A 25,822-nucleotide genomic window follows, 5' to 3' on the forward strand; every position below is an offset into this window, starting at 1 on the left:
CTGCGGATGCCGCGGTGCTCGTCAGCCGAGGCGGTCGACGAGCTCCGAGGCGATGCCCGTGTACGACCCCGGCGTGAGCGCGAGCAGACGCTGCTTCGCCTCGTCGCCGAGCTCGAGGCCGCCGACGAACTCGGCGAGCTCTGCAGCGCCGACGCGCTTGCCGCGGGTGAGCTCCTTGAGCATGGCGTAGGGGTCGGCGATGGTCGAGCGGCCGGCCACCACCTCGGCGCGGATCACCGTCTGGATCGCCTCGCCGAGCACCTCCCAGTTGCCGTCGAGGTCGGCGGCGAGCACGGCGAGGTCGAGGTCGATCTCGCCGAGGCCGCGCTGGATGTTGTCGAGGGCGAGCATCGAGTGCCCGAAGCCGACGCCGATGTTGCGCTGCGCGCTCGAGTCGGTGAGGTCGCGCTGCATGCGGCTCGTCACGAGGGTCGCGGCGAGCGAGTCGAGCACGGCACTCGAGAGCTCGAGATTCGCCTCGGCGTTCTCGAAGCGGATCGGGTTGACCTTGTGCGGCATCGTCGACGAGCCGGTCGCGCCGGGCGCGGGGATCTGGCGGAAGATGCCGAGCGAGATGTAGGTCCAGATGTCGGTCGCGAGGTTGTGCAGCACGCGGTTGGCGTGCGAGACCTTGCCGTAGAGCTCGGCCTGCCAGTCGTGCGACTCGATCTGCGTGGTGAGCGGGTTCCAGGTGAGGCCGAGAGACTCGACGAACTCCTGGGAGACCTCGGGCCACGAGACATCCGGGGCCGCGACGACGTGCGCAGAGAACGTGCCGGTGGCACCCGAGAACTTGCCGAGGTACTCGGTCGCGTCGATCTGGCGCTCGATGCGGCGCAGGCGGAACGCGAAGACCGCGAGCTCCTTGCCCATGGTCGACGGCGTCGCGGGCTGGCCGTGGGTGCGGGAGAGCATCGAAGCGCCCCGGTGTTCGCGGGCGAGCGCTTCGATCGTCTCGATCACGGCGCGGAACTTCGGGAGCCAGACGGCCTGCACGGCATCGCGCACGGTGATCGCGTAGGAGAGGTTGTTGATGTCTTCGCTCGTGCAGGCGAAGTGCGTGAGCTCGGCGATCGCATCGAGACCGAGGTCGCTGAGGCGGCGGCGCACGTAGTATTCGACGGCCTTGACGTCGTGCCGGGTGGTGGCCTCGAGGCTCGCGAGCTCGTCGATGTCGGTCTGGCCGAAGTCGGCGACGACCTGGCGCAGGCTCGTCTTCTGGTGGTCGGTGAGCGGAGCGGTTCCGAAGAATCCGCGGTCGGTCTGGGCGATCAGCCACTCGACCTCGACCTGCACGCGCGCCCGGTTGAGACCGGCCTCCGAGAGGTGCTCCCCGAGCTCTCCGACCGCCGAGCGGTACCGACCGTCGAGGGGGCTGAGGGGCTGGGGAGGCAGCGAAGTCATCGGATTCCTTGTCTGAGTGCTGGTGCGAGTTGCCGGAAGAGCGCCGACGTCGACCGTTCAATCATCTCAAGGACTCGGTCGAAGGTCGCCGCGTCGGAATAGTACGGGTCGGGCACGTCGACCCGTTCGGTCGCGTCGGGGCTGAACTCGAGCAGCATCCGCACCTTCTCCTTCTCGGCAGTCGTCGGCGCCCAGTTGCGCAGGATGCGTGCCTGACCGCGGTCGAAGGCGACCACGAGGTCGAACTGCGGAAAGTTCGCCGGGTCGAACTGTCGCGCACGATGATGGCTCCCGTCGAAGCCCGCACGCTCGAGCGCATCGATGGTGCGCTGGTCGGCGGGCTCCCCGACGTGCCAGTCCCCGGTCGCGGCCGACTCGACGGCCAGCTGGTCGGTGAGGCCGGCCCGCTCCGCACGGGCGCGCAACACGACCTCGGCCATCGGAGAGCGGCAGATGTTGCCGGTGCACACGAAGGACACCCGGAAGGGTTGCGCGTCGTCACCCGAGGGTTCCGCTCGCGTCATGGGTTCCATTGTGGCCGACCTCGCGAAATCCCACACCACCAATTCGGGGGCGATACGCTGGGCGATCGATCGATGAGCGAGCCGGACGGCGGGGTGGACAGATGACGGATGCCCCCGAGCCCGACATCGTCGTCGATGAACACCTCGCTCGCGAGCTCGTGGCGGCGCAGCACCCCGATCTCGCCGGCGAGATCGTGTTGCTCGCGAACGGTTGGGACAACGTGATGTTCCGCCTCGGCGAGCACCTCGTCGTGCGGCTGCCGCGTCGGGCGATCGCGGCTCGCCTCGTGCTGCACGAGCAGCTCTGGCTCCCCGAGATCGCCCGGTTCGTCTCAGTGCCGGTGCCTTCGCCCGTGCGCGTCGGTCGGCCGGCACCCGAGCTCGGGTTCGACTTCCCGTGGAGCATCCTGCCGTGGTTCGACGGGGTGAGCGCGGCCGACGTCGCTCCCCCGGCGCGAACTGCATCGGCCCCGCGGCTTGCTGCTTTCGTCGCAGAGCTCGGAGTGCCCGCTCCTGCGGAGGCGCCGATCAACGCGTTTCGCGGGGTGCCGCTCGCCGCGCGCGATGAGGTCGTGCGAGGCAGGCTGGAGCGCGGGCTCGCGCTGGGCTTCGACAAGATCGAGGCGCTCCGCGCCGTCTGGAACCGAGGACTGGCCGCGCCGGAATGGACGGGGCCGCCGGTGTGGCTGCACGGCGACCTGCATCCGGCGAATCTCGTGCTCGCGGCATCCGGCGATCTCGCAGCCGTCGTCGACTTCGGCGACGTCTGCGCCGGCGATCCGGCGGGCGATCTCGCGACGGCCTGGCTCAGCTTCGACGCTCATGGGCGGGCCGCCTTCCGCGCCGAGATCGATCGGCTGCGCGAGACGGATGCCGCGATGTGGGAGCGCGCTCGCAGCTGGGCGCTCGTGCTCGGCAGCGCGATCGTCGACACGATCGGCACCGAGGGGCGCCTCGGCCGGGTCGGTGTGCACGCGCTCGATGCGGTGCTCGCCGAGTGAGCAGCACCGCTCCTCCACAGCACCGGGAGTCGAGCGATCGTGCACCGTTCGTGCTCCGGCGGCGGGGCCGCCCGGGTGCATCCGAGACGATCGACGCATGGAGGGACTGGATCCGGCAACGCTCATATTCGGTGACCCGAGCATCGAGCAGCGGCTCGCAGAGGTGCGGTCGGTGCGTCGCGCGGTGGTCGACCTTGCCGACGAGGTGGTGGATGCCGCGGCAGGGCTGCCGTCGTCGATGTGCACGAGTTGGCGGTCCGACGCATCGGCCGGCTACGCGACGCGGCTCGCGGAGCTCGGCACCGAGGTGCGGCGGGCGCGCGCCGCGCTCGACGACGCAGGCATCGGCCTCGAACGCGCGATCCGAGCGCTCGAGGCAGAGCAGGCAGCGCAGGCAGAGCAGGCTGCGGCGGGCGCTGCGGCCGCTGCGGCGGCGACCATCGGCCCGTCGATCGGCTTGACGCCGGCGCAGGTTCATGGGTGAGCTGACAGTGTCGGGCGGGTCGTCCGGTGCCGGATCCACGGCCGTCGACACGGCGGAGCTCTTCGCCGAGGCGGCACGGCTCGGCGCCTTCGCGTCGGTGCTCGACGGGTGGCGCGCAGCGTTCGTCGAGCAGAGCCGACGCCTCGACGTCGTTGCAGGCAGTGCGGCGGGGGTGCCGCTCACGCTCGCGCGCTCCTCCGACCCGCTCGGCGAGGCCGCCGTCGAACTCATGTGGGGGCGGGTGGCGGTGGAGCGCGCATCCGATCACGCGGCAGAGCTGCACCGGGCGCTCGTCGAGGCGGGCGAGCGATACGGGGCGTCCGAGGCGTCGATCGAAGGCTACGCGCGACTCGGCGGCCAGATCGGCGCGTGGATGCTGGGCTTCGGCCTGAGGGTCATGCCGATCGTGACCGTTCAGGCGATCGCGGCCGGTGCCGCCGCGATCGTGCTCGAACGCGGCGGCGACCTCGACGCGGTGCTCAACGACCCCGAGTTCGCCGCATTCGTCGCGAACGCGGTCGATTCGCTCGACGAGGTTGTCGCCGGCGCGCTCCTCGTGCCGCTGCCGCTCGCCACCGCTGTCGGCGAAGGCATCCGCGCACCGGAATCCGCCTCGGCGCTGCTGGGCGCCGCGGGTCTGTTCGGCGTCGCCCTCGGCAGCCGGGTGCTGGTCGACGGGCCGGTGCGAGTGAGCCGCCCGATTCCAGACGGGCGTGCCGACCAGAGCGCCGGCCCTCGCGTTTCCCGCACCGACGCGCATCCGCTCGAGGGACCGGTGAGCGCGCCCGCCGGCGTCGGCGACCTCGTCGATCGCATCCCGACGACCGATGGGGGCGCGCAGATCCGGGTGGAGCGCTACGGCGAGCTCGGCGACCCGCGGTGGGTCGTCTACATCGGCGGCACGGTCGACTTCTCGCTGACGGCCGGCACCGAGACGCACGACATGACGAGCAACCTGCACGGCATCGCCGACGATGCTGCGATCGATGCCTTGCGTTTCGCCGGCGCGGAGTCGGGCGCGGGCGAGCGCGCCGTGCGGGCGGCGCTCGCCGAAGCAGGGGCGGAGCCGGGCGACCCGATCCTGTCCGTCGGCCACTCGGGCGGCGGCGTCGTGGCGGCCGGGCTCGCCGCCGACCCCGAGCTGAACGTGGTCGCCGCGGTGTCCGTCGGCGGTCCGGTCGCGTCAGCGGAGATCCGCGAGGGAGTGCCCCTGCTCTCGGTCGAGCACGCGGAAGATCCCGTACCGGCGACGGGCGGCACGGGGCATCCGTCGCCCGGCCGCCTCACCGTCTCGCGAAGCGTGCTCGAGGAGGGCACCGGGTACGACGAGGTGCTGCCCGCTCACGGGCTCGTGCGCTATCGCGAGACCGCGCAACTCATCGACGCCTCGGAGGAGGAACGGCTCGTGGCGTTCCGCCGGCGAGTCGCCGAGTTCACGGGCGACGGCACGGGAGAGATGACCCGGTGGATCGGGACGAGAGGGCCCGATCCGGGCGAACCGGACCCGGGCGAGCTCAGCCCTTCGTCGCCGGACGCAGCACGAGCCCGATGAGCCAGCTGATGAGTCCGAGCACGAGGGCGCCGAGCACGCCCCACCAGAAGCTCTCGACCACGAGGCCGAAACCCATCAGGTCGCTGAACCAGTCGACGATGAGGAGCAGCAGGCCGTTGACGATGAAGGAGATGAGGCCGAGGGTCAGCACATAGAGCGGGAACGCGACGATTCTGATCAGGGTGCCGATGATCGCGTTCACGAGCCCGAAGATCAGGGCGACGAGCAGGTACGTGAGCACTGTCGCGACCTCGGTGTCGTCGTAGGGCACGACACTGACTCCCGAGACGATGAGTGTCGTCAGCCAGAGAGCGAGCGCGATGACGATGACTTTGACGATGAATCGCATGCCTCCACTCTTGCAGACGGCACCCGACGAACGAAGGAGTACGGTGGAATTCGTGACCGCACCGGAGCCCACGGGGGCGCGCGTACGCCTACGCCCCGAGATCGCCGCCCTTCCGCCGTACCGACAGGGCCGCCCCGCGCCCGCCGACGGCTACAAGCTCTCGAGCAACGAGAACCCGTTCGCACCGCTTCCCTCGGTCGCGAGGGTCGTCGCCGAGGCGGCGAACGAGATCAATCGCTACCCGGATGCCACGGCCCTCGCCCTTCGCGAGCGGCTGGCCGAGCGCTTCGGCGTGACGGCCGACGAGGTGCTCGTCGGTGCCGGGTCGGTCGCGCTCCTCGCCCAGTTCATCCTCGCGGCAGCGTCGCCCGGCGACGAGGTCGTCTACTCCTGGCGCTCGTTCGAGGCGTACCCCGGTCTCGTCACGGTGGCCGGAGCCACGAGCGTGACGGTGCCCAATCGCGCCGACCACGGCCACGACCTCGACGCGATGGCCGCCGCGATCACCGATCGCACCCGCGTCATCATCGTGTGCTCGCCGAACAACCCCACGGGCGTCGTCGTGACCGCCGCCGAGTTCGAGGCCTTCATGGCCCGGGTGCCCGCCGACCGGCTCGTGCTGCTCGACGAGGCGTACATCGAGTTCGTGCAGGGTGCGGGTGCCGACCTCGCCGTCGACGGCCGCACGCTCATCGGCCGCTACCCCAACCTCGTGGTGCTCCGCACCTTCTCGAAGGCCTACGGCCTCGCCGGTCTCCGCGTGGGCTACGCCATCGGCCCGGTCGAGTTGCTCGACGCGGCTCGGGCCACGGCGATTCCGCTCGGAGTCACGGCTGCCGCGGCATCCGCTGCGATCGCCTCGCTCGAACCGGCCGCCGAGTCCGAACTGCTCGAACGCGTCGCCGCGATCGCCGAACGGCGCGACCGTGTTCACGCGGCGCTCGCCGAACAGGGCTGGCCCGTGCCGCGCGCCCACAGCAACTTCGTCTGGCTGCCCGCGGGCGAGGCGACGATCGAGGTCGCCGAGCGCCTGTTCGATGCCGGTCTCGTGACGCGGCCCTTCGCCGGCGACGGCATCCGCATCTCAGTCGGCGAAGAGGAATCTGTGCAGATCCTCCTTACGATTCTCAGTGAGCTTGTACCGGGTTCACAAGAAACGGGCTCGCGGTAGCGGGTAGCGTGGAACGGTGACAGCCCGCGAACGAGACTTCACCGCGCCGACGGTCCAGCTTCTGACCCCAGAGGGCGAGCTTCGCGCCTCCGCCGAGGCCGAGGCGTACCTTCCGCTCGTCGAGGCGCTCCGCGACGCCGAACTCGAACGCTTCTATCGCGACATGGCCGTCTCGCGCCGCATCGACGTCACCGGCGCGAACCTGCAGCGGCAGGGCCAACTCGCCCTCTGGGTGCCGAGTCACGGTCAGGAGGCGGCGCAGGTCGGCTCCGCGCATGCGGCTCGGCCGCAAGACCACCTGTTCCCCTCGTACCGAGAGCACATCGTCGGCATGATCCGCGGGCTCGACCTGACGCACGTCTTCGCGCTGTTGCGCGGCGCCACCCTCGGCGGCTGGAACCCCGAGGAGAACGGCAACTTCCACCTCTACACGCTCGTGCTCGCCTCGCAGACGCTGCACGCCACGGGCTACGCGATGGGCCTCCAGTTCGACGGCGCGACCGCGACCGGCGACCCCGAGACGGATGCCGCGGTGCTCGTCTACTACGGTGACGGCGCGACCTCGCAGGGCGACGCCAACGAGGCGCTCGTCTTCGCATCGAGCTATCAGACACCCCAGGTCTTCTTCATCCAGAACAACCAGTGGGCCATCTCGGTGCCCGTCGCGCGCCAGTCGCGCACCCCGCTCTCGCTCCGCGGCGGCGGCTTCGGCATGCCGGGCGTGCGCGTCGACGGCAACGACGTGCTCGCGAGCTATGCGGTGACCCGTCAATCGCTCGAGGAGGCCCGCGCCGGCGACGGCCCCAGCCTGATCGAGGCGCTCACGTACCGCATGGGCGCCCACACCACTGCCGACGACCCCACGAAGTACCGCACCGACGACGAGGTGGAGTACTGGAAGGTGCGCGACCCGATCACGCGCTACCGCACGTGGCTCGAGAGCCGCGGGGCATCCGCCGCCTTCTTCGCCGACGTCGACGCCGAGGCGAACGACATCGCGGCAGACCTGCGCCGCCGCGCCCTCGAGTTGCAGGCACCGACGCGTGAGGCGATCTTCGAGCACGTCTACAGCGAGCCGCACCCGCTCATGGTCGAACAGGCCGCGTGGCTCGAGAACTTCGAGACCTCGTTCGAGCACCCGGCAGGAGGCGCGGCATGAGCGCGCGCATCGAAGAGGAGAACCACGTGACGGATGTCGCGAGCGACACGACCTCGACCGGCGAAGCGTCGCCGACCGGTGCAGCGTCGCCGACCGGTGAAGCGCCTGTGCGCGGTGTGCAGACCCTCTCGATGGCGAAGGCCATCAATGCCGGACTCCGCGAGGCGCTCCGCGCCGACGAGAAGGTGCTGCTCATGGGCGAGGACATCGGTCCCCTCGGCGGCGTCTTCCGCGTGACCGAGGGGCTCTCGGCCGAGTTCGGCGAGCGGCGCATCCTCGACACCCCGCTCGCCGAGTCGGCCATCGTCGGCACCGCGATCGGCCTCGCGATGCGCGGCTACCGCCCGGTCATCGAGATCCAGTTCGACGGCTTCATCTTTCCCGCCTTCGACCAGATCACGACCCAGCTCGCGCGCCAGACCGTGCGCCACGACGGCTCCGTCTCGATGCCCGTCGTGATCCGCGTGCCCTACGGCGGGCACATCGGCTCGATCGAGCACCATCAGGAGAGCCCCGAGGCGTATTTCGCGCACACCCCTGGCCTGCGCGTGGTGAGCCCGTCGAATCCGCACGACGCGTACTGGATGATCCAGGAGTCGATCCGCTCCGACGACCCGGTGCTGTTCTTCGAGCCGAAGAGCCGGTACTGGCCGAAGGGGCCGATCGACCTCGACCACGCCGGGCTTCCGCTGCACGCGAGCCGCGTCATGCGCAAGGGCACCGACGTGACCGTCGTCGGCCACGGCGCGATGATCGCGACGCTGCTGCAGGCCGCCGATATCGCCGAGACCGAGGGCCGGAGCATCGAGGTCGTCGACCTGCGCTCGCTCTCCCCCATCGACTACGGGCCGCTGCTCGAGTCGGTGCACCGCACCGGCCGGCTCGTCGTGGCGCAGGAGGCGTACGGCAACGTCTCCGTCGGCTCCGAGATCGCGGCGACCGTCGCCGAGCGCGCCTTCTACTCGCTCGAAGCCCCGGTGCTGCGCGTGTCGGGCTTCGATACGCCCTTCCCGCCGGCGGCGCTCGAGACCGAATTCCTGCCGAGCCCCGACCGGGTGCTCGAAGCCGTCGATCGCGTTCTGGGGTACTGACGCGGCGGCGCGCGGGCCACGACATGACGACGACGGCATAGATCGACTGCGAAGGTAAAGACCATGAGCGAGATCCGATTCCCCCTTCCCGACGTCGGCGAGGGTCTCACCGAGGCCGAGATCGTGCAGTGGCGAGTGGCGCCCGGTGATCGCATCGCCCTCGACCAGGTCTTCGTCGAGATCGAGACGGCGAAATCACTCGTCGAGTTGCCCAGCGCCTTCGAGGGCGTCGTCGCCGAACTGCTCGTCGAAGCGGGCAACACCGTCGATGTCGGCACTCCCATCCTGGTGATCCAGACGGATGCCGCGGGGCAGCCCGTCGGCGGTCCGGCCGCGACAGGCTCGGCCGCTGACGCTGACGCTGACGCTGACGCTGACGCTGACGCTGATGTTGCCGCGCCCGCGGGCGTTGCCGCCTCCGACGGTGGTGATGCCTCGGCGGCGGCACCCGGCACCGACGCCGCAGAGACGAGCGGCGCGGTGCTGGTGGGCCACGGCAGTTCGGGTCCGGCCGCGACGCGCCGGCGCCGCCACCCCGGCCCCGATGGCGCCCATAGCCACCTCGCGCCGGTCGCGCCCACTCCCCCGCCGGCCCCGGTCGACGTGACCGCCGGGTCCGCGACGGGTGCCGCGGCATCCGCTGCACCGACGCGCGCCGAAGCGAGGGTGCCTGTCATCGCGAAGCCGCCCATCCGCAAGCTCGCGAAAGACCTCGGCGTCGACCTGTCGCGCGTCTCGCCCACCGGCCCGATCGGCGACATCACGCGCGACGACGTGATTCGCGATGCGAGCCAGGCGAGCGTGTTCCGCAACATCCAGACGCCCGAGCGACCCGAGGGCCGGGAGGAGCGCATCCCGGTCAAGGGCGTGCGAAAGGCGATCGCGAGTGCGATGGTGCAGAGTGCGTTCCAGGCGCCGCACGTCAGCGTCTTCGTCGACGTCGACGCCACGCGCACGATGGAGTACCTGAAGCGGCTCAAGGCTTCACCCGACTACGCGGGCGTGCGCATCTCCCCGCTCCTGATCATGGCCAAGGCGATGATCTGGGCGGTGCGCCGCAACCCGACGGCGAACGCCCAGTGGACCGACTCCGAGATCATCGTCAAGAACTACGTGAACCTCGGCATCGCCGCTGCGACGCCCCGCGGCCTCATCGTGCCCAACGTCAAGGAGGCGCAGGCGATGACGATGGTCGAGCTCGCGACCGCGCTCGAGCAGCTCACCCTCACGGCCCGCGAAGGCAAGACGCAGCCCGCCGAGATGCAGAACGGCACGATCACGATCACGAACATCGGTGTCTTCGGCATGGACACGGGAACGCCGATCCTGAACCCCGGCGAGGTGGCGATCGTCGCGCTCGGCACGATCAAGCAGAAGCCGTGGGTCGTCGACGGCGAGGTGCGGCCGCGCTTCGTCACGACGATCGGCGCCTCGTTCGACCACCGTGTGGTCGACGGCGACGTGGCGTCACGGTTCCTCGCCGATGTCGCGTCGATCATCGAGGAGCCGGCGCTGCTGCTCGAATAGCACCGTGCACGTTCGGGTGCGGCGGTGCGGCGCGGTGCGGCGGTGCTAGAACCTCAGTTCGTACGTGATCGCGTCTGGGGTTCGACTCGCTTCGGCGAACCCGGCGTGCTCGAGTGTGCGGCGCGCGGGCAGATTCGAGACGTCGGCGTCTGCACGCACTCGACGCGCGCCCGCCGACCGGGCGCGCTCCACCGCGGCGAGCACCGTGTGGACGGCCAGGCCCTGGCCCCGCACCGCCGGCACGAGAGCGAACGCGAACTCGACGGCCCCGTCGTCGCCCGGCGGACCGAAGAGGTTCACTCCCCCGATGGCCGGGCCGTCTTCGCCACGGCGCACGAGGTACGGACCGAACGGCGTCGGGTCGCCGTTCTCCTGCACGCCGCGGAGGTACTCGCCGAGCAGTTCGGGCTCGTCGGTGAAGGCGTACGCGCCTTCCCATCCGTCGTGCGGGTCGACCTCGCCGGCGAGCACACGCTCGGCATCGGCGACAGTGAACGGATGCAAGGTGAGCGGAGATGTCGTCGTGACCACGTGCTTCACTCTTTCACGTCGGTACGACACTTGCCAGAGCGCTCCACAGGTCGACCCGGAAACGTCATCGTGCGTTGGCATTGCGGCCATTCGCGGGCGCCGTCACCACGGCGAGGGCGCGTGAGCTTGGTTTTGACAATCATTATCAATAAGCCTACGGTGGAACCATGCTTCCCCGAAACCTCTCACCCCGTCGACGGTCGAAGGTCGCGTCAGTCGGCATCACTTCGGCCGGTGCGACGATCGCCGTCGCATCGCTGGCGCTCGCCGGCTGCTCGGCGCCTGCGGCATCCGGAGCTTCGGGTGACGGGCCCAGCGTCGTCGCGACGACGACCCAGGTGGGCGACTTCACTCGAGAGCTCGTCGGCGGCGCTGCGGAGGTGACGCAGCTCCTCTCCGCGGGCCAGAGCGCCCACGCATTCGACCCGTCTGCGGCGCAGCTGCTGGCCCTGACCCAGGCCGACGCGCTCGTGGTCAACGGCGGCGGGCTCGAGAGCTGGCTCGATGATGCCGTACAGGCCTCAGGCTTCGACGGCACGCTCATCGACGCGAGCACCGGCATCGAGCTGTACGGCACCCACGACCACAGCTCCCACGACCACGGCACCGACGACCACGGCACTGAGGCCGAGCACGCCGAAGACCACGACGCCGAGACGACGGATGGCACTGACGAGCACGCCGGTCATGACCACGGCGCCGGCAACCCCCACATCTGGACCGACCCGCAGCTCGCCGCCACGATGGTGCAGAACATCGCAGCCGGGCTCGCCGAGGTGCCGGGGCTCGACGACGACGCGCTCGCGCAGAACGAGGCGCAGTACCTCGCGAAGCTCACCGCCCTCGACGAGTGGATCGCGGAGAACGTCGAGACGGTGCCGGTGGCCGAGCGGCTGCTCGTGACGAACCACGACGCCTTCACCTACTTCGTCGACGCGTACGACATCACGTTCGTCGGCAGCGTCATCCCGAGCTTCGACGACAACGCGGAACCGAGTGCCGCAGAGATCGACGCCCTCATCGACCGCATCCACGCGAGCGGTGCGCCGGCGGTGTTCTCCGAGGCATCCATCTCACCGAAGGCGGCCGCGACGATCGCCGACGAAGCCGGCGTCACCGTCTACTCCGGGCCCGATGCACTCTACGGCGACTCGCTCGGCGCCCCGGGCAGCGACGGCGCGAGCTACCTCGGCAGCCAACTGCACAACGCTCGGCTGATCCTCGAATCATGGGGCGTGACGCCTACCGCGTTGCCCGAGTCACTGCAAGGATGACTCCATGAACGACTCCCCCGTGCTGCGCCTTCGCGACGCTGCATTCACCTACACGGGCGGCACCGGGGTCAGCGGCCTGAACCTCGACATCATGCCCGGCGAGGCCGTTGCGTTGATCGGCCCGAACGGGGCGGGCAAGTCCACACTGCTGAAGGGCGTGCTCGGGCTCGTGCCGCGCACGGCGGGCACGATCGAGCTCGGCTCGCGGGTGCCAGGCGACGGCGCACCCGACGTACATGCAGCGTCCGGAATGATCGGCTTCCTCCCGCAGTCGGCAGATCTCGACCCCGACTTCCCGATCACGCTCGAACAGGTCGTGATGCAGGGCCGATATCGCAGGCTCGGCATATTCCGCTGGCCAGGGCGAGATGATCGCGCCGCCGTGCGAGGCGCGATCGCGACGGTCGGACTCGCCGAGCTCGCCAAGCGATCGTTCGGCGAGCTCTCGGGCGGCCAGCAGCAACGTGGGCTCCTCGCCCGAGCGCTTGCCTCCGAACCTCGCCTGCTTCTGCTCGACGAGCCGTTCAACGGTCTCGACCAACCCAACCGCGATGCCCTCATCGCGACGGTGCGCACACTCAAGACGCGTGGCGTGGCGGTGCTCGTCTCGACGCACGACCTCGATCTCGCGCGTCGCGTCTGCGACTCCGTCGTGCTCGTGAACGGTACCCAGCTGGCGAGCGGGCCGGTCGACGAGGTGCTCACGCTCAGCAACGTGCAGGAGTGCTTCGAGGGCGTTGAGGTCGAGATCGACGAGCACACCCTCGTCGTTCCCGATCACGAGGGCCACTGAATGCCGCAATCGACATACACAGCGGCGAACCCGACGATCGGCAGCGGATGTCGCTGACCGACGCGCTCTTCGGGGCCTTCGCCATCCCGTTCATGGGGCGGGCACTGCTCGTCATGCTCGTGCTCGCGGTCGTGGCCGGCGTCGTCGGTGTGCTGGTCAACCTCAGAGGCCTCGAGTTCATCAGCGACGGCTTGACGCACGCCGTGTTCCCCGGTCTCGCCATCGGGCTCGCGATCGGCGGCAGCGCCGGACTCCTGCCCGGCGCGGCGATCGCCGCCCTTGCAGGTGCGCTCGCCCTGACCTGGCTCGATCGCGCCGGCATCACCTCCGATGCCGCGATCGCCATCGTGCTGACCGCGACGTTCAGCGTCGGTGTCATCGTCGTCTCGCGCAGCGACGACTATGCCGGTGAACTCGAGTCGCTGCTCTTCGGCCGCGTGTTGACGATTCCGCCCGGCGAGGTGGTTCCGGTCGTCGTCGTGAGCCTCGTGGCACTCGGCACGGTGCTCCTCACCCTGAAGCAGCAGCTGTACCGGGCCTTCGACGCGAAGGGCAGCCGTGCCGCCGGCGACTCGGCCATGGTGCTCGACCTCACGCTCAATGCGGCGATCGCGCTGGTCGTCGTGGCGGCGGCGAGCACGATCGGCACGCTGCTCGTGCTCGCGCTGCTCATCGTCCCGGGCGCGGCCGCCCGGCTCATCACCGCCCGCATGTGGTGGCTCTTTCCCGCGGCAGCGATCTTCGCCGCGGTCTCGGCCTGGCTCGGCCTGTCCCTCGGCTTCGCGGTCTCGGTCGGCGCCGCCGTCGACCTGCCGGCCGGCGGCACGATCGTGGCCGTGTTCGTGATCGGCTACGGCCTCGTGCTGTTCGTGAGCTCGCTCGTGCGCCGGCCGGCCGGGGGAGACCGAGTGCGGGGGACACCGAGCCGCGTGACGCCGCCTCCTTCGCCAGACGCTCCTCGGGCGGCGGCCCCGGGCGCTGCCACGGCGCGACGTGCGGGGGGGCGGCGCTGATGGGCTATTTCGAGCGGGCGCTCATCGCCGCGATCGTCATCGGCGCCGGTGCCGGACTCGTCGGCAGCCTCGTCGTCGTACGGCGCCGCACCTTCTTCGCGCAGGCGTTGACGCACGGCACGTACCCCGGCGCCGTGGCGGCAGCGGCCCTCGGGGTGAGCGTGCCGGTCGGGGCGGCCGCGGCATCCGTCGTGCTCGTGGCCGTGATGTCGGGCATTGCGCGCGTGCGGCGCCAGGGCGCGCAGGTCGCGGCCGGCATCGTGCTCACGGGAGGGTTCGCGGCCGGTGTGCTGTTGCAGGCGTTGATTCCCGGCCTGCCGGTGCGCGCGGAGTCGTTGCTCATGGGGTCGATTCTCACGGCGACCACCGGAGACGTACTGCTCGCGGCATGCGTCGTCGTCGTCGCGGTCGTCTGCGTCTCCGTGTTCGGCAAGGAGCTCGCCTTCTCGACGTTCGATCCGAACGGCTTCCGCGCGGCCGGATACCGGGAATGGCCGATCGAGTTGCTGGTGCTCGGGCTCACGACCGCCTCGGTTGTCAGTTCGCTTCCGGCCGTCGGCGCGATCCTCGCGATCGCCCTGATCGCCGCGCCCGCCGCGGCCGCGCGACTCGTCGTGCGCTCGTTCCGGGGGCTCCTGTTCGCCGCTCCCGTGATCGGCGCGGCCGCGGGCGTGCTGGGGGTCATCGCCTCGCGCCTGTTCGCGATCGCAGCCGGCCCGGCGATCGCCCTCGCCGCGACCGCCTTCTTCCTTCTCGCTCTGGGCATCTCCAAGCTGCGGGGGCTACCGTTGAGGCGGGTCCCCATACCGGTGGAGACCGCAGAGGACGCTCGGATCGCATGAATCGAATGAAACGCAACACCTGGCAGCGGGAGGCCGTTCGCGAGGCCCTCGACGACACTTCAGGATTCATCAGCGCGCAGGCGTTGCACTCGTCGTTGCACGCGGCCGGCTCGCCGATCGGACTCGCGACCGTCTACCGCGCGCTCGGCGACCTCGCCGCGAGCGGTGACGCCGACTCCCTGCAATCGCCCGAGGGGGAGGCGCTGTACCGCGCGTGCTCCACGACCGGCCACCACCACCACCTGATCTGCCGCAACTGCGGCCTCACGGTGGAGATCGCCGCCGATGAGGTCGAGGCATGGGCGAAGACGGTCGCCGCCGAGCACGGCTTCACCAGTGCGGCGCATGTGGTCGACGTGTTCGGGCTCTGCGCGAACTGCACACGCTTGCAGTCCGCAGGGGAGTAGCGCGTGATCGCGGCAACCGAAACGCCTGATCAAGTCGAGTTTCACCCGCGTTGGTTTGGGTTGTCTCGATCGCTTCGATAGGGTATATGAGGTCCTGCAAGACCGAATCGCCCAGTCCGCGTGCCCTCATCCCGAACTTCGGAATGCTGATGCGTATGGTTCGGCGGCGTGGCATCCGGCCCCTATGACCGGTTGCACAGATGTCCTGTTTCGCCCGTGATCGCACTCTGTGACCGGGCTTGAGCCCAGACTTCCGAATCGCCGTGAACCCGGCCGTGACCCACGAGTCAGCACAGCCCGATTCCCGACTGCGTACTTCTTTCGTGCGCGGATTCAGGCGTGCGCTCCGGGAGCCCGACCATGTCCGAAACACCCGCGCTCGAGGTACGCCACCTCACCAAGTTCTTCGGCCGCAAGCCGCGCGAAGCGCTCGACCGACTGCGTGACGGCGCCAGCCGCGACGAACTCGCCGCGCTCGGCACCGCCGCCGTCATCGACGCCGACTTCGACGTGCGAAGCGGCGAGATCTTCGTGGTCATGGGGCTGTCGGGATCGGGGAAGTCGACGCTCATCCGCACCCTGAACGGCCTGCTCGAACCGACCGACGGCTCGGTCACGGTGATGGGGGAGACGATCACCGGCATGACGCCGAAGCGGCTCCGAGAGGTACGGCGGCGCCACGTCTCGATGGTCTTCCAGCACTTCGCGCTGCTCCCGCACCGCAGTGTGCTCGAGAACGCGGCATACGGACTCGAGATCCAGGGCGTCGCGCCCGCTGAACGGCGTGAACGCGCCGAGCGGATCCTCGACCGGGTCGGTCTCGGCGGCTGGGGCGACAAGATGCCCGACGAGCTCTCGGGCGGCATGAAACAGCGCGTCGGCCTCGCCCGTGCGCTCGCGTCCGACACCGACATCCTCCTCATGGACGAGGCATTCTCGGCGCTCGACCCGCTCATCCGCAAGGAGATGCAGGAGCAGCTCGTCGACCTGCAGCAGGAACTCGGCAAGACGATCGTCTTCATCACCCACGACCTCAACGAGGCGATGTTCCTCGGCGACCGCATCGCTGTCATGCGAGACGGCCGCATCGTGCAGCTCGGCACCGCCGAGGAGATCCTCACCGACCCCGCCGACGACTACGTCGCCCAGTTCGTGGCAGACGTCGACCGTTCGCGCGTGCTCACGGCCGGCAACGTCATGGAGGCGCCGCGCGCCGTCGTGAACGCTTCGGCCGGCCCACGTGCCGCGCTGCGTTCGATGCGCGACCTGCAGACCTCGATGGTGTTCGTCGTCGGCAGCGCCCGGCGCCTGCTCGGCGTCGCGCACGACCGTGATGTGCTGCGACTCGTGCAGCGCGGCGAGCGTTCCCTCGAGCCGGCGATCAGCGACGATCACCCGGTCGTGCGCGCCGAGGAGCATCTCTCCGAGCTCTTCGAGAGTTCGGTCGAGAGCCAGATGCCGCTCGCGGTCGTCGACGACCAGGGGCGCCTTCTCGGCGCTGTGCCCCGGGTGACGCTGCTCGCAGCCCTCGGCAACGTCTCGTCGAACACCGGCGAGCACGCCGTCATCGAGACGCACCAGAGGATTCCGGTCGACGTGATCACTGCAACGCTGCACAGCACGGCAACGGTGGGGGATGCCGCTGGCGACGCTTCGGCGGATGCCGCTGGCGACGCCCCGGGGGATGGCGAAGCCGATCCCGACTCGGCCGCCACGGCTGAAAGGAGCCGCGCATGAACGACTTCCGACTTCCGCTCGGCGAATGGGTCGAGGTATTCATCGACTTCCTGACGGGCGCACTCGCGGGACTCTTCGATGTCATCCGTGCACTCTTCCTCGGCCTCTACGACATCGTCGACTTCGTACTCGGCGCACCGCCGTTCTGGGCGATCATCATCGTCATCGCCGGCCTCGGCTACCTCGCGAAGGGCTGGAAGCTTGCGGTCGGCACCTTGGTGGGACTGCTCATCATCGTCGGCGTCGACCAGTGGGAGAACGCGATGGACACGCTCGCGCTCGTGCTGGTCGCCAGCGTCATCGCCGTCGCGATCTCGATCCCGCTCGGCATCCTCGCCGCGCGCTCCGACATCGCGTCGAGGATCATCCGCCCCATCCTCGACTTCATGCAGACGATGCCGGCGTTCGTCTACCTGATCCCGGCGCTCATCCTGTTCCGCGTCGGCGTCGTGCCCGGCATCGTGGCGACGATCATCTTCGCGATGGCGCCCGGTGTGCGCCTGACCGAACTCGGCATCCGCGGTGTCGACAAGGAGGTCGTCGAAGCCGGAGCCGCGTTCGGCTCGTCGCCGTCGCGCATTCTCCGCCAGATCCAGCTGCCGCTCGCGATGCCGAGCATCATGGCCGGAGTCAACCAGGTCATCATGCTCGGCCTGTCGATGGTCGTCATCGCCGGAATGGTCGGCGCAGGCGGGCTCGGCGGCGACGTCGTGGCGAGCCTGAACCGCATCGACATCGCGCTCGGCTTCGAGGCGGGCCTCGCCGTGGTGATCCTCGCGATCATCCTCGACCGCCTCACGGCTTCGCTCGGCAACCGCTCGCCGCGCCGTCGCCGGAACCGCGGCGCCGCCACCGGCGCGCCCGTCGACGGCGATGCGGCGAACGACGAGGAGAAGAACCTCGTCGGCGCCGGACCGCGCCGCGCGCCGAGCACCGGCATCTGACCCCACACACTTTGGGCGCCTGCACCGGTGCCCATGGAACCCGATCGATCAACGAGAGGAACGAATGAAGAACCACAGCAAACTCACCATCGCGGCGATCGCAGCGGTCGGCCTCCTGGGCCTGTCCGGCTGCGCGGCAGGAAGCTCCGGCGACACCGGCGGCGACACCGGCGAGAAGATGGACGTCACCATCGCAGTCTTCAACGGCTGGGACGAGGGAATCGCCTCGAGCTGGCTCTGGAAGACCATCCTCGAGGAGAAGGGCTACACGGTCGAACTCGAGAACGCCGACGTCGCGCCCGTCTTCGAGGGCCTCTCGTCGGGTGACTACGACTTCACCACCGACGTGTGGCTGCCCAACACCCACGAGAGCTACATCGAGGAGTACGGCGACGAGATCGTCGAACTCGGCGCGTGGAACGACGAGTCCAAGCTCACCGTCGCCGTGAACGAGGACGCCCCCATCGACTCGCTCGCCGAGCTCGCCGACAACGCCGACCTGTTCGGCAACCGCATCGTCGGCATCGAGCCGGGTGCAGGCCTCACCGCGGCCATGGAGGACTCGGTCATCCCGACCTACGGCCTCGAGGGCATGGAGTTCCTGACCTCGTCGACCGCAGCGATGCTCGCCGAACTCAAGGCGGCGACCGACGCCGGCGAGAACGTCGTCGTGACGCTCTGGGAGCCGCACCGCGCCTACGGCCAGTTCCCGGTCAAGAACCTCGAAGACCCCGAGGGCGCGCTCGGCGGCACCGAGACCATCAACGTCTTCTCGAGCAAGGACTTCGCCGAGAACTCGCCCCAGGCCGCCGAGTGGCTCGAGGGCTTCAAGATGGACACCGAGACGCTCTACTCGCTCGAGACGGCCATGTTCATCGACTACGAGGGCGACGACTACGGCCCCGTCGTCGAGCAGTGGATCGCCGACAACCAGGAGTACGTGGACTCGCTCACGAAGTAAGACGACACGTAGTACGTCACCGCGACGTGAACAGGCGGGTGACGGATGCCGCGGCATCCGTCACCCGCCTTGTGCCGTATACGGGCGGTGCTTCTTCGTTGCATCTGCGTGATGCCGGGGCATGACGCGGCGACGTAGGGTCGACGGTCAAATGGTGTGATCCGGCGGGTCTACGTGATGTGCAGGCTCGGTGCCGGACTGAGGAGAGGGACCGAAGATGGCTCACGATCCGAGTGTGCTCGCCCCGACGTACACGAGGACGGCGGTGCGTTCGGTCGCCCCGCGGTTCACGATGCCCGACGGCGAGATGGACCCGAAGACGGCGTACCAGATGGTGCACGACGAGACGATGCTCGACGGCAACGCCCGGCTGAACCTCGCGACCTTCGTCGCGACCTGGATGGGCGACGAGGCCGACCGCCTCTATGCCGGGTCGTACGACAAGAACATGGTCGACAAGGACGAGTACCCGCGCACGGCCGCCGTCGAAGAGAACTGCTGGCGCATCCTCGCGTCGCTCTGGAACGCGCCCGATGTCGCGAACGCGATCGGCACGTCGACGATCGGCTCCTCCGAGGCGTGCATGCTCGGCGGACTCGCCTTCAAGCGCCGATGGCAGATCGCCCGTCGCGCCGCGGGCAAGTCGACTGAGAAGCCGAACCTCGTCATGAGCTCGGCCGTGCAGGTCTGCTGGGAGAAGTTCTGCAACTACTTCGAGGTGGAGATGCGCCTCGTGCCGATCAGTGAAGAGCATCCGTGTCTCGACGGCAGCCGACTCGAGCACTACGTCGACGAGAACACCATCGGCGTGGTCGCGATCATGGGTGTGACCTACACGGGCATGTACGAGCCGGTGAAGGAGATCGCCGCAGCGCTCGACGCCGTGCAGGCGAAGACCGGGATCGACGTGCCGATCCATGTCGACGGGGCATCCGGTGCCATGATCGCGCCGTTCCTGCAGCCCGAGATCGAATGGGACTTCCGTCTCGAGCGCGTGCACTCCATCAGCACCTCGGGCCACAAGTACGGGCTGGTCTACCCGGGCGTCGGCTGGGTCGTGTGGCGCTCGCTCGACGCACTGCCCGAGGAGCTCATCTTCCGGGTCAGCTACCTCGGCGGCGACATGCCGACGCTCGCGCTGAACTTCTCACGCCCGGGTGCCCCGGTGCTGCTGCAGTACTACCAGTTCCTGCGCCTGGGGCGCGAAGGCTTCACCGCCATTCAGCAGGAGTGCCAGGATGTCGCGAAGTACCTTGCGAAGGGCATCTCGGAGATCGGCGCCTTCGACCTCTGGAATGACGGCTCGGACATTCCCGTGTTCGCCTGGCAGTTGAAGGCGGGCCACACCGACAAGTGGAACCTCTACCACCTGTCGGACCGGCTGCGCATGAAGGGCTGGCTCGTGCCCGCCTACCCGATGCCCGACAACATGAACGACCTCACGGTGCAGCGCATCGTGGTGCGCAACGGCCTCAGCCACGACCTCGCCGACGAACTGCTCGAAGACATCAGGGTCGAGACGGCGTGGCTCGATGCGCTCTCGTCACCCATGCCGGTCGAGGCGCAGAAGTCCGGGTTCCACCACTGAGCGGGAGTCTCGTGAGCGCGCGGCGCGTGCGACTGCGCCGCGAGGCCTGGGGCTTCGCGGTCGGTTCGACGTGCTTCCTCGTGGGCGCGTTCCCGTTCTACGCCGAGTGGGCGGGACCGGTCGTGGTGGGCGTCACGTTCTTCGCCGGCTCGATCTTCTTCACGCTCGCCGCCTTCATCCAGCTGAGCCTCAGCGGGCGCCATGTGCCGAAACGGGGAACGAACCAGGCCGACAGCTGGGACTGGTGGGCGGCAGCGATCCAGTTCGTCGGCACACTGCTCTTCAACATCAGCACTGCAGCGGCGCTCGCCGCGGCCATCGCCGACCCCGAACGGCTCGGTGCCGGCTGGCGGCCGGACGCATGGGGATCGGCAGCGTTCCTCGTCTCGAGCATGTTCGCCGTGGTCGCGACGAAGGACCGGGGTCAGCTCTGGGATCGGGATGCCCGCTCGTGGCACGGCACGTGGTTGAACCTCGTCGGCTCGGTCGCGTTCGGCGCCTCGGCGATCGGCGCGTACGTCGTGCCCGTGACCGATTCGCTCGTGAGCGCGTTCTGGGCGAATCTGGGCACGCTCATCGGTGCTCTGTGCTTCCTCGTGGCGGCGCTGCTGTCGCGGCGTGTGATCGACGAAGCGCCCGATTCGCTCGCGTCGGCCGGGTGACGTCGCGCCCGCGGCATCCGCTCGGTTCCGGTTCGGTTCCAGCTGTTGCGTCTCGTCTGGTAAGCTGACTCGTTGGCTGGGCACTTCCACTGCCCATGCCGCGACACTCCCCACCAGCCGCGCCCGATTCTCCATGCGAGAAATCGCGGCCGTCTGTGCGGGAGGTCAGCAGACAAGAGACCTTGGGAGGGGCATCCGCCCCTCGGTATTGGAGGAAACCAATGGCAGCAGTGTGCCAGGTGACCGGAGCCATTCCCGGCTTCGGACACAACATCTCGCACTCGCACCGCCGGACGAAGCGCCGCTTCGACCCGAACGTGCAGAAGAAGACCTATTTCGTGCCGTCGCTGCGTCGTAACATCACCATCAACGTGTCCGCCAAGGGCATCAAGGTGATCGACGCTCGTGGCATCGATGCAGTGGTCAAGGACATGCAGGCACGTGGGGTGAAGCTCTAATGGCGAAGGCGCAAGACATCCGGCCGATCATCAAGCTTCGGTCGACCGCCGGCACCGGGTACACCTATGTGACCCGCAAGAACCGCCGCAACAACCCCGACCGTCTCGTGCTCAAGAAGTACGACCCCGTGGTGCGCAAGCACGTCGACTTCCGAGAGGAGCGCTAAGACATGGCGAAGAAGAGCAAGATCGCGCGCAATGAGCAGCGCAAGGTGATCGTCGAGCGGTACGCCGCGAAGCGCCTCGAGCTGAAGAAGGCTCTCGTCGACCCCAACGGCACCGACGAGAGCCGTGAGGCCGCTCGCAAGGGCCTGCAGAAGCTTCCCCGCAACGCGTCGCCGGTTCGTCTGCGCTCGCGCGACGCCATCGACGGCCGCCCCCGTGGCGTGCTCACCAAGTTCGGTGTCTCGCGTGTCCGCTTCCGCGACATGGCGCACCGTGGCGAGCTGCCCGGCATCACGAAGTCGAGCTGGTAGGCGCCAGCCTCACGCTTCACCGAAAGGGGCGTCCAGGGTTTCCTGGGCGCCCCTTTTCGCGTCTGCGCGCGAGCGGCGCCGGTTCGATCGGGGTGCTCGAAAGGGTGAATTCGCTCCCAGCGGATGCGACACGCCGAGAAGAAGGTGCCGGAAACCGCCGGAAATCCGCGAGATTCCGCGGAATTCTGTTACATTCGAGGCGGCCTGATCGGCCACGGGGGCGGTTGAACGATCGTTCCCGAGAACTCACAACTGCTGTACCGAACAGCGAAGGTCCGAGGAGGACATTCAATGGCTGACAAGTCGCTCAACAAGACCGAGCTCGTCGCGAAGGTCGCTGCGTCGACCGGACAGAGCCAGGCCACCGTCGACGCCGTTCTCGGCGGCCTCTTCGAGGCGCTCGCGGAGTCCGTGGGATCGGGCACCAAGGTCTCCATCCCGGGCTGGCTCGCCGTCGAGCGCACGCACCGTGCTGCGCGCACCGGCCGCAACCCGCAGACGGGTGCCGAGCTCCAGATCCCGGCCGGATACTCGGTCAAGGTCTCGGCCGGTTCGAAGCTCAAGGCTGCTGCGAAGTAACTGAGACTTCACGACGGGGCGTGCGGCGTGAGCCGCGCGCCCCGTCGTCGTTCCCGCCCCGCCCCCGCACCCGCGCGCTCCCACTCTTTTCAGGAACTTTCCGGCTCGGCGGCACGATATGTCTGGTTTCCTCCTGAGAAAGGCACGTTTCCGGGAGGGGGTTCCTGAGAAACGAGGAATGGGGCGGGCGGAGGTTCGAGCGTCGGCGTCTAGGCTGGTTCGGTGCCCCGCTCCGTGCGAGTGCTCGGCCCCGCCGCACTCATCGCCGTCGCCATCGCCGCGACGCTCGCCGGCCTCGCCTTCGGCGGGGGAGCGGCCGAACAGCTGATCCAGGATCCGGGCCCTGTCGCCCGCTACGGCGTTCCGATCGCGAAGCTCTTCGTCAACCTCGGCGCCGCGGGCATGATCGGCGCCCTCGCACTCGCGGTCTGGGCGCTCAGCCCGAAACGACGCGAGTTCGACCTGGCACTCGACGTCGCCGCGGCATCCGCTGCCGTGATGACCGTCGCGAGCGCGGCCACCGGACTCTTCACCTTCCTGCTCGTCACGAGCGTGCCGTTCGACCTGAGCGACGAGTTCGGTCAGAAGCTCGGCCAGTTCGTCACGACGATCGAACTCGGGCAGGCGTGGCTCACGACGACGCTCGTCGCCGCAGCGGTCACGGTGCTGTGCTTCGCGGTGCGCAACCACACGGCCCTCGTCTTCGTCACGGTGCTCGCGGTCGCCTCGCTCGTGCCGCTCGCGCAGCAGGGGCACGCCGCCGGCGCGGCCGGCCACGCCGCCGCCGTCTCCGCGCTCGGTCTGCATGTCGCCTTCGCGTCGGTGTGGCTCGGCGGACTCGTGACGATCGTGCTGCTGAAACGCGAACTCGGGCCGAAGCGCCTGGCCGTCGTGCTCGCCCGGTACTCGACGGTCGCGCTCATCTGCTTCATCGTCGTCGCGCTCTCGGGGTACGCGAGCGCGGCCCTGCGCATCGGCACGTGGGACCAACTGGCCACGCCCTACGGCGGGCTCGTCGCCGCGAAGGTCACGGCGCTCATCGCGCTCGGACTCTTCGGTGCGGCCCAGCGCCGGTTCCTGATCGGGCGGATGTCGCGGGGCGACGGGTCCGGCAACGGCGCGTTCTGGTGGCTGGTCGTGGCAGAGCTCGCGTTCATGGGGCTGGCCTCGGGGGTCGCCGCGGCGCTTGCCCGTACCGCCACCCCGGTCTCGGAAGAGGAGGCGGGTTCGCTCGCGCGCACGCCAGCCGAGATACTCACCGGTGAGCCGCTGCCGCCGTGGCCGGAGTGGACGCGCTTCTTCACCGAGTGGCGCCCCGACCTCATCTGGCTGCTCGCGTGCGGCTTCGGCATCTTCTTCTACCTCGCGGGGGTGTACCGGCTCCGCAAGCGCGGCGACCGCTGGCCCGTCTACCGCACCGTGCTGTGGGTCTCGGGCCTGCTGCTGCTCGTCTACATCACCAACGGCGGCGTCAACGTCTACGAGCAGTACCTCTTCTCGGCTCACATGCTCGCGCACATGGTGCTCACGATGGCCGTACCCGTGCTGCTCGTGCCCGGCGCGCCGGTCACGCTCGCGGCCCGCGCCATCCGTGCGCGCAAAGACGGCAGCCGCGGCGGCCGTGAGTGGATCCTGCTCGCCGTGCACTCGAAGTTCGCGTCGATCATCGCGAACCCGCTCGTCGCCGCGGCGCTCTTCGTCGGCTCGCTGTGGGTGTTCTACTACTCGCCGCTCTTCCGCTGGACGATGCTCGACCACATCGGGCACGAGTGGATGATCGTGCACTTCATCATCACGGGCTACCTCTTCGTGCAGTCGCTGATCGGCATCGACCCGGTGCCGTACCGCCTGCCGTACCCGTTCCGGCTGCTGCTGCTGCTCGGCACCATGGCGTTCCACGCGTTCTTCGGACTCACGATCATGTCGAGCACGAGCCTGCTGCTCGCGGACTGGTACGGCGCGATGGGATGGGGCACCGACGCGCTCACCGACCAGCAACTCGGCGGCGGCATCGCATGGTCGATCGGCGAGATCCCGACCGTGGCGCTCGCGATCACGGTCGCCGTGCAGTGGGCGCGAAGCGACGAGAAGGAGTCGAAGCGCCGCGACCGGCACGCCGATCGCACCGGGGACGCCGAGCTCGAGGCGTACAACGCGCAGCTCGCCGCGATCGCGGATCGCGACCGGTCGTAGGGGTCACTTCAGCTGGATGGCTATGTTGCCGTCGGGCGTGATCGTGGCGGCGAGGGCGACGGTGAAGGGGCGGTCCTCTTCGAACGTGTAGTGGTGCCCGTCGAAGAGCGACTGCACCTTGACCGAGATGTGGGCGATGCCCTCGGTCGGCGGCATGTCGAATGACGACTCGCCGGGTGTCAGGGTGACCTGGGGCATGCTGACGATGCTCCAGACCGGCTCGCTCGCGACGCGGTCGTCGATCTGCACGCCGAAGGGGCACTGGGCGGGCAGCAGCACGGCCTGTGCGGCGCATTGGGTGAGGAAGTCGTCGACCTGGACCTGCACGCGGTCGACGAATGCTGCGGTCGGTTGCGCATCGACGGTGACCGGGGTGCGTGCCGAGGCACCGGCCTGCACGGGCACCGGCACGGCTTCGAGCAGCACCGAGGAGTACGAGAACTCGTAGACCGCCGGCGCGATCGCGAGGTACGGGGTGACCTGGGTGAACGCCGCGAGTTCGTCGCCCGACTTCGTGGCCCTGGAGTCGAGGGTGAGCGTGCCCACCGTGAACGTCGGGTTGTGTGCGGCCGTGACGTCGATCACGGCGAGCGGGCTGACCGCGAACTCCCAGCGGTTCAGCACGCCGTAGAGCGATTCGATCGGCCGCACGTCGAACGAGGACTCGACGATCGCCTCGGCGAGTCGGTAACTGGCGGTGACGGTGTGCGAACCGTCGGACTGCGCGACGTCGCTCATGATGCGCACGTCTTCGGGGCCTGATTCGACGACGCCGGTGCGGAGCATCGCGGTCGACACGTCTGCGGGCAGGCCGAGCTCGGCGAGCTCCGCCTCGTCGAGGGCGACACCGGGGGTCGTGGATGCCTCGGCGATGTCGTCGTTCGCGATGGCCGAGAGGTAGCGCTCGACGAAGCTCGACGAGCCGTAGATCGTCTGGTTCAGTGCGCCGAGCGCTGCGAGGAAGGCGCCCGCGAGCAGCACCGCCAGCGCGAGCCAGGCGGCGAGTGACAACAGCGAGATCTGACCGCCGCGCCCCCTGGAACTCCTCACCCGCTCCAGTGTAAGGGGCGGTTGGAGGCGGGCCGGTTACAGTGGGAGCGCC

The 25,822-nt window shown here is 69.2% G+C and carries 27 protein-coding genes; 22 read left to right on the forward strand and 5 right to left on the reverse strand.

Going from position 1 to position 25,822, the window contains the following annotated elements:
- Positions 1 to 21: 21 nt before the first annotated feature.
- Both purB and FHG54_RS02200 read right to left on the reverse strand, forming a co-directional pair.
- Complete coding sequence (purB, locus tag FHG54_RS02195; RefSeq protein ID WP_139415720.1) at positions 22 to 1,404, reverse strand: adenylosuccinate lyase; 1,383 nt, start codon at positions 1,402 to 1,404, stop codon at positions 22 to 24.
- Positions 1,401 to 1,928 (reverse strand): low molecular weight protein-tyrosine-phosphatase, encoded by a 528-nt coding sequence (locus FHG54_RS02200; RefSeq protein ID WP_139415722.1) that lies wholly within the window; start codon positions 1,926 to 1,928, stop codon positions 1,401 to 1,403. Before FHG54_RS02200 ends, purB begins: the two co-directional genes overlap by 4 nt.
- A gap of 101 nt (positions 1,929 to 2,029) precedes the next feature.
- Here FHG54_RS02200 and FHG54_RS02205 point away from each other — a divergent pair, with 101 nt between their 5' ends.
- From FHG54_RS02205 to FHG54_RS02215, 3 genes are all read left to right on the forward strand, one after another.
- On the forward strand, positions 2,030 to 2,929 hold the full coding sequence (locus tag FHG54_RS02205; protein ID WP_139415723.1) for an aminoglycoside phosphotransferase family protein: 900 nt from the start codon (positions 2,030 to 2,032) through the stop codon (positions 2,927 to 2,929).
- Positions 2,930 to 3,026: 97 nt separating this feature from the next.
- The gene (locus tag FHG54_RS02210; protein WP_139415725.1) at positions 3,027 to 3,413 is read left to right on the forward strand and encodes a hypothetical protein; all 387 of its coding nucleotides are present in this window, start codon (positions 3,027 to 3,029) and stop codon (positions 3,411 to 3,413) included.
- The gene (locus tag FHG54_RS02215) at positions 3,406 to 4,965 is read left to right on the forward strand and encodes an alpha/beta fold hydrolase (protein ID WP_139415726.1); all 1,560 of its coding nucleotides are present in this window, start codon (positions 3,406 to 3,408) and stop codon (positions 4,963 to 4,965) included. The genes FHG54_RS02210 and FHG54_RS02215 overlap by 8 nt, the downstream gene beginning before the upstream one ends.
- Here the strand turns inward: FHG54_RS02215 and FHG54_RS02220 are convergent.
- A complete protein-coding gene (locus FHG54_RS02220) occupies positions 4,928 to 5,314 on the reverse strand; it encodes a phage holin family protein (protein ID WP_139415728.1) in 387 nt (128 codons plus the stop codon). The two genes, FHG54_RS02215 and FHG54_RS02220, sit on opposite strands and share 38 nt — an antisense overlap.
- Between FHG54_RS02220 and FHG54_RS02225 the strand changes: the two genes are divergently transcribed.
- The 4 genes from FHG54_RS02225 to FHG54_RS02240 all read left to right on the forward strand — a co-directional run bounded on the left by FHG54_RS02225 (position 5,313) and on the right by FHG54_RS02240 (position 10,262).
- A complete protein-coding gene (locus tag FHG54_RS02225) occupies positions 5,313 to 6,485 on the forward strand; it encodes a histidinol-phosphate transaminase (RefSeq protein WP_139415729.1) in 1,173 nt (390 codons plus the stop codon). The two genes, FHG54_RS02220 and FHG54_RS02225, sit on opposite strands and share 2 nt — an antisense overlap.
- Before the next feature lie 16 nt (positions 6,486 to 6,501).
- Positions 6,502 to 7,644, forward strand: coding sequence for a thiamine pyrophosphate-dependent dehydrogenase E1 component subunit alpha (locus tag FHG54_RS02230; protein WP_139415731.1), 1,143 nt, complete (start codon positions 6,502 to 6,504; stop codon positions 7,642 to 7,644).
- Positions 7,645 to 7,775: 131 nt separating this feature from the next.
- A complete protein-coding gene (locus FHG54_RS02235; protein WP_233437930.1) occupies positions 7,776 to 8,735 on the forward strand; it encodes an alpha-ketoacid dehydrogenase subunit beta in 960 nt (319 codons plus the stop codon).
- 63 nt (positions 8,736 to 8,798) lie between these two features.
- The gene (locus tag FHG54_RS02240) at positions 8,799 to 10,262 is read left to right on the forward strand and encodes a dihydrolipoamide acetyltransferase family protein (protein WP_139415735.1); all 1,464 of its coding nucleotides are present in this window, start codon (positions 8,799 to 8,801) and stop codon (positions 10,260 to 10,262) included.
- A gap of 45 nt (positions 10,263 to 10,307) precedes the next feature.
- Here FHG54_RS02240 and FHG54_RS02245 read toward each other — a convergent pair whose 3' ends face one another.
- Positions 10,308 to 10,793: a GNAT family N-acetyltransferase gene (locus FHG54_RS02245; RefSeq protein ID WP_168197072.1), complete on the reverse strand. Its 486-nt coding sequence runs from the start codon at positions 10,791 to 10,793 to the stop codon at positions 10,308 to 10,310.
- Positions 10,794 to 10,960: 167 nt separating this feature from the next.
- Here FHG54_RS02245 and FHG54_RS02250 point away from each other — a divergent pair, with 167 nt between their 5' ends.
- The 15 genes from FHG54_RS02250 (at position 10,961) to FHG54_RS02320 (ending at position 24,720) form a co-directional block, all read left to right on the forward strand.
- Positions 10,961 to 12,067 carry a metal ABC transporter substrate-binding protein gene (locus tag FHG54_RS02250; RefSeq protein WP_139415738.1) on the forward strand — a complete coding sequence of 369 codons (1,107 nt, stop codon included), beginning with the start codon at positions 10,961 to 10,963 and terminating at the stop codon, positions 12,065 to 12,067.
- Positions 12,068 to 12,071: 4 nt separating this feature from the next.
- A complete protein-coding gene (locus FHG54_RS02255; protein WP_139415740.1) occupies positions 12,072 to 12,860 on the forward strand; it encodes a metal ABC transporter ATP-binding protein in 789 nt (262 codons plus the stop codon).
- Between the two features lie 47 nt (positions 12,861 to 12,907).
- Positions 12,908 to 13,873, forward strand: a complete 966-nt coding sequence (locus FHG54_RS02260) for a metal ABC transporter permease (RefSeq protein ID WP_139415742.1) — start codon at positions 12,908 to 12,910, stop codon at positions 13,871 to 13,873.
- Positions 13,873 to 14,715, forward strand: a complete 843-nt coding sequence (locus FHG54_RS02265; RefSeq protein ID WP_139415744.1) for a metal ABC transporter permease — start codon at positions 13,873 to 13,875, stop codon at positions 14,713 to 14,715. Before FHG54_RS02260 ends, FHG54_RS02265 begins: the two co-directional genes overlap by 1 nt.
- Before the next feature lie 5 nt (positions 14,716 to 14,720).
- Positions 14,721 to 15,122 carry a Fur family transcriptional regulator gene (locus FHG54_RS02270; RefSeq protein WP_139418255.1) on the forward strand — a complete coding sequence of 134 codons (402 nt, stop codon included), beginning with the start codon at positions 14,721 to 14,723 and terminating at the stop codon, positions 15,120 to 15,122.
- Positions 15,123 to 15,482: 360 nt separating this feature from the next.
- Positions 15,483 to 16,859 (forward strand): quaternary amine ABC transporter ATP-binding protein, encoded by a 1,377-nt coding sequence (locus FHG54_RS02275; RefSeq protein ID WP_139415746.1) that lies wholly within the window; start codon positions 15,483 to 15,485, stop codon positions 16,857 to 16,859.
- The gene (locus tag FHG54_RS02280) at positions 16,856 to 17,803 is read left to right on the forward strand and encodes an ABC transporter permease (protein ID WP_139415748.1); all 948 of its coding nucleotides are present in this window, start codon (positions 16,856 to 16,858) and stop codon (positions 17,801 to 17,803) included. The genes FHG54_RS02275 and FHG54_RS02280 overlap by 4 nt, the downstream gene beginning before the upstream one ends.
- Before the next feature lie 64 nt (positions 17,804 to 17,867).
- Positions 17,868 to 18,764, forward strand: a complete 897-nt coding sequence (locus tag FHG54_RS02285; RefSeq protein WP_157006566.1) for a glycine betaine ABC transporter substrate-binding protein — start codon at positions 17,868 to 17,870, stop codon at positions 18,762 to 18,764.
- Positions 18,765 to 18,981: 217 nt separating this feature from the next.
- On the forward strand, positions 18,982 to 20,352 hold the full coding sequence (gad, locus tag FHG54_RS02290) for a glutamate decarboxylase (RefSeq protein WP_139415752.1): 1,371 nt from the start codon (positions 18,982 to 18,984) through the stop codon (positions 20,350 to 20,352).
- Positions 20,353 to 20,363: 11 nt separating this feature from the next.
- A complete protein-coding gene (locus tag FHG54_RS02295) occupies positions 20,364 to 21,014 on the forward strand; it encodes a hypothetical protein (protein WP_139415753.1) in 651 nt (216 codons plus the stop codon).
- Positions 21,015 to 21,235: 221 nt separating this feature from the next.
- Positions 21,236 to 21,472: a 50S ribosomal protein L28 gene (gene rpmB / locus FHG54_RS02300; RefSeq protein WP_139415755.1), complete on the forward strand. Its 237-nt coding sequence runs from the start codon at positions 21,236 to 21,238 to the stop codon at positions 21,470 to 21,472.
- Positions 21,472 to 21,639 (forward strand): 50S ribosomal protein L33, encoded by a 168-nt coding sequence (rpmG, locus tag FHG54_RS02305; RefSeq protein ID WP_022892462.1) that lies wholly within the window; start codon positions 21,472 to 21,474, stop codon positions 21,637 to 21,639. The genes rpmB and rpmG overlap by 1 nt, the downstream gene beginning before the upstream one ends.
- A 3-nt stretch (positions 21,640 to 21,642) precedes the next feature.
- Entirely contained in the window at positions 21,643 to 21,948 is a 306-nt protein-coding gene (gene rpsN / locus FHG54_RS02310; RefSeq protein WP_056654699.1) for a 30S ribosomal protein S14, read from the forward strand.
- A 291-nt stretch (positions 21,949 to 22,239) separates the two neighbouring features.
- Positions 22,240 to 22,527 (forward strand): HU family DNA-binding protein, encoded by a 288-nt coding sequence (locus tag FHG54_RS02315; protein WP_139415757.1) that lies wholly within the window; start codon positions 22,240 to 22,242, stop codon positions 22,525 to 22,527.
- A gap of 222 nt (positions 22,528 to 22,749) precedes the next feature.
- Positions 22,750 to 24,720 (forward strand): bifunctional copper resistance protein CopD/cytochrome c oxidase assembly protein, encoded by a 1,971-nt coding sequence (locus FHG54_RS02320; RefSeq protein WP_210415458.1) that lies wholly within the window; start codon positions 22,750 to 22,752, stop codon positions 24,718 to 24,720.
- Between the two features lie 3 nt (positions 24,721 to 24,723).
- On the opposite strand, the gene FHG54_RS02325 is transcribed toward FHG54_RS02320, so the two are convergent.
- On the reverse strand, positions 24,724 to 25,770 hold the full coding sequence (locus FHG54_RS02325) for a hypothetical protein (protein ID WP_139415759.1): 1,047 nt from the start codon (positions 25,768 to 25,770) through the stop codon (positions 24,724 to 24,726).
- Positions 25,771 to 25,822 lie beyond the last annotated feature (52 nt).

This window comes from Agromyces laixinhei (assembly GCF_006337065.1).
GTDB lineage: Bacteria > Actinomycetota > Actinomycetes > Actinomycetales > Microbacteriaceae > Agromyces > Agromyces laixinhei.

What these genes read in the sequence shown, in the direction of transcription:
- FHG54_RS02260 (WP_139415742.1), top strand. Translation starts at nt 12,908, where the DNA reads ATGTCGCTGACCGACGCGCTCTTCGGGGCCTTCGCCATCCCGTTCATG.
- FHG54_RS02280 (WP_139415748.1), top strand. Translation starts at nt 16,856, where the DNA reads ATGAACGACTTCCGACTTCCGCTCGGCGAATGGGTCGAGGTATTCATC.
- FHG54_RS02270 (WP_139418255.1), top strand. Translation starts at nt 14,721, where the DNA reads ATGAAACGCAACACCTGGCAGCGGGAGGCCGTTCGCGAGGCCCTCGAC.
- FHG54_RS02200 (WP_139415722.1), bottom strand. Translation starts at nt 1,928, where the DNA reads ATGACGCGAGCGGAACCCTCGGGTGACGACGCGCAACCCTTCCGGGTG.
- FHG54_RS02240 (WP_139415735.1), top strand. Translation starts at nt 8,799, where the DNA reads ATGAGCGAGATCCGATTCCCCCTTCCCGACGTCGGCGAGGGTCTCACC.
- purB (WP_139415720.1), bottom strand. Translation starts at nt 1,404, where the DNA reads ATGACTTCGCTGCCTCCCCAGCCCCTCAGCCCCCTCGACGGTCGGTAC.
- FHG54_RS02225 (WP_139415729.1), top strand. Translation starts at nt 5,313, where the DNA reads ATGCCTCCACTCTTGCAGACGGCACCCGACGAACGAAGGAGTACGGTG.
- FHG54_RS02205 (WP_139415723.1), top strand. Translation starts at nt 2,030, where the DNA reads ATGACGGATGCCCCCGAGCCCGACATCGTCGTCGATGAACACCTCGCT.
- gad (WP_139415752.1), top strand. Translation starts at nt 18,982, where the DNA reads ATGGCTCACGATCCGAGTGTGCTCGCCCCGACGTACACGAGGACGGCG.
- FHG54_RS02220 (WP_139415728.1), bottom strand. Translation starts at nt 5,314, where the DNA reads ATGCGATTCATCGTCAAAGTCATCGTCATCGCGCTCGCTCTCTGGCTG.
- FHG54_RS02210 (WP_139415725.1), top strand. Translation starts at nt 3,027, where the DNA reads ATGGAGGGACTGGATCCGGCAACGCTCATATTCGGTGACCCGAGCATC.
- FHG54_RS02265 (WP_139415744.1), top strand. Translation starts at nt 13,873, where the DNA reads ATGGGCTATTTCGAGCGGGCGCTCATCGCCGCGATCGTCATCGGCGCC.
- FHG54_RS02235 (WP_233437930.1), top strand. Translation starts at nt 7,776, where the DNA reads ATGGCGAAGGCCATCAATGCCGGACTCCGCGAGGCGCTCCGCGCCGAC.
- FHG54_RS02315 (WP_139415757.1), top strand. Translation starts at nt 22,240, where the DNA reads ATGGCTGACAAGTCGCTCAACAAGACCGAGCTCGTCGCGAAGGTCGCT.
- rpsN (WP_056654699.1), top strand. Translation starts at nt 21,643, where the DNA reads ATGGCGAAGAAGAGCAAGATCGCGCGCAATGAGCAGCGCAAGGTGATC.
- FHG54_RS02275 (WP_139415746.1), top strand. Translation starts at nt 15,483, where the DNA reads ATGTCCGAAACACCCGCGCTCGAGGTACGCCACCTCACCAAGTTCTTC.
- rpmG (WP_022892462.1), top strand. Translation starts at nt 21,472, where the DNA reads ATGGCGAAGGCGCAAGACATCCGGCCGATCATCAAGCTTCGGTCGACC.
- rpmB (WP_139415755.1), top strand. Translation starts at nt 21,236, where the DNA reads ATGGCAGCAGTGTGCCAGGTGACCGGAGCCATTCCCGGCTTCGGACAC.
- FHG54_RS02255 (WP_139415740.1), top strand. Translation starts at nt 12,072, where the DNA reads ATGAACGACTCCCCCGTGCTGCGCCTTCGCGACGCTGCATTCACCTAC.
- FHG54_RS02250 (WP_139415738.1), top strand. Translation starts at nt 10,961, where the DNA reads ATGCTTCCCCGAAACCTCTCACCCCGTCGACGGTCGAAGGTCGCGTCA.
- FHG54_RS02285 (WP_157006566.1), top strand. Translation starts at nt 17,868, where the DNA reads ATGAAGAACCACAGCAAACTCACCATCGCGGCGATCGCAGCGGTCGGC.
- FHG54_RS02215 (WP_139415726.1), top strand. Translation starts at nt 3,406, where the DNA reads ATGGGTGAGCTGACAGTGTCGGGCGGGTCGTCCGGTGCCGGATCCACG.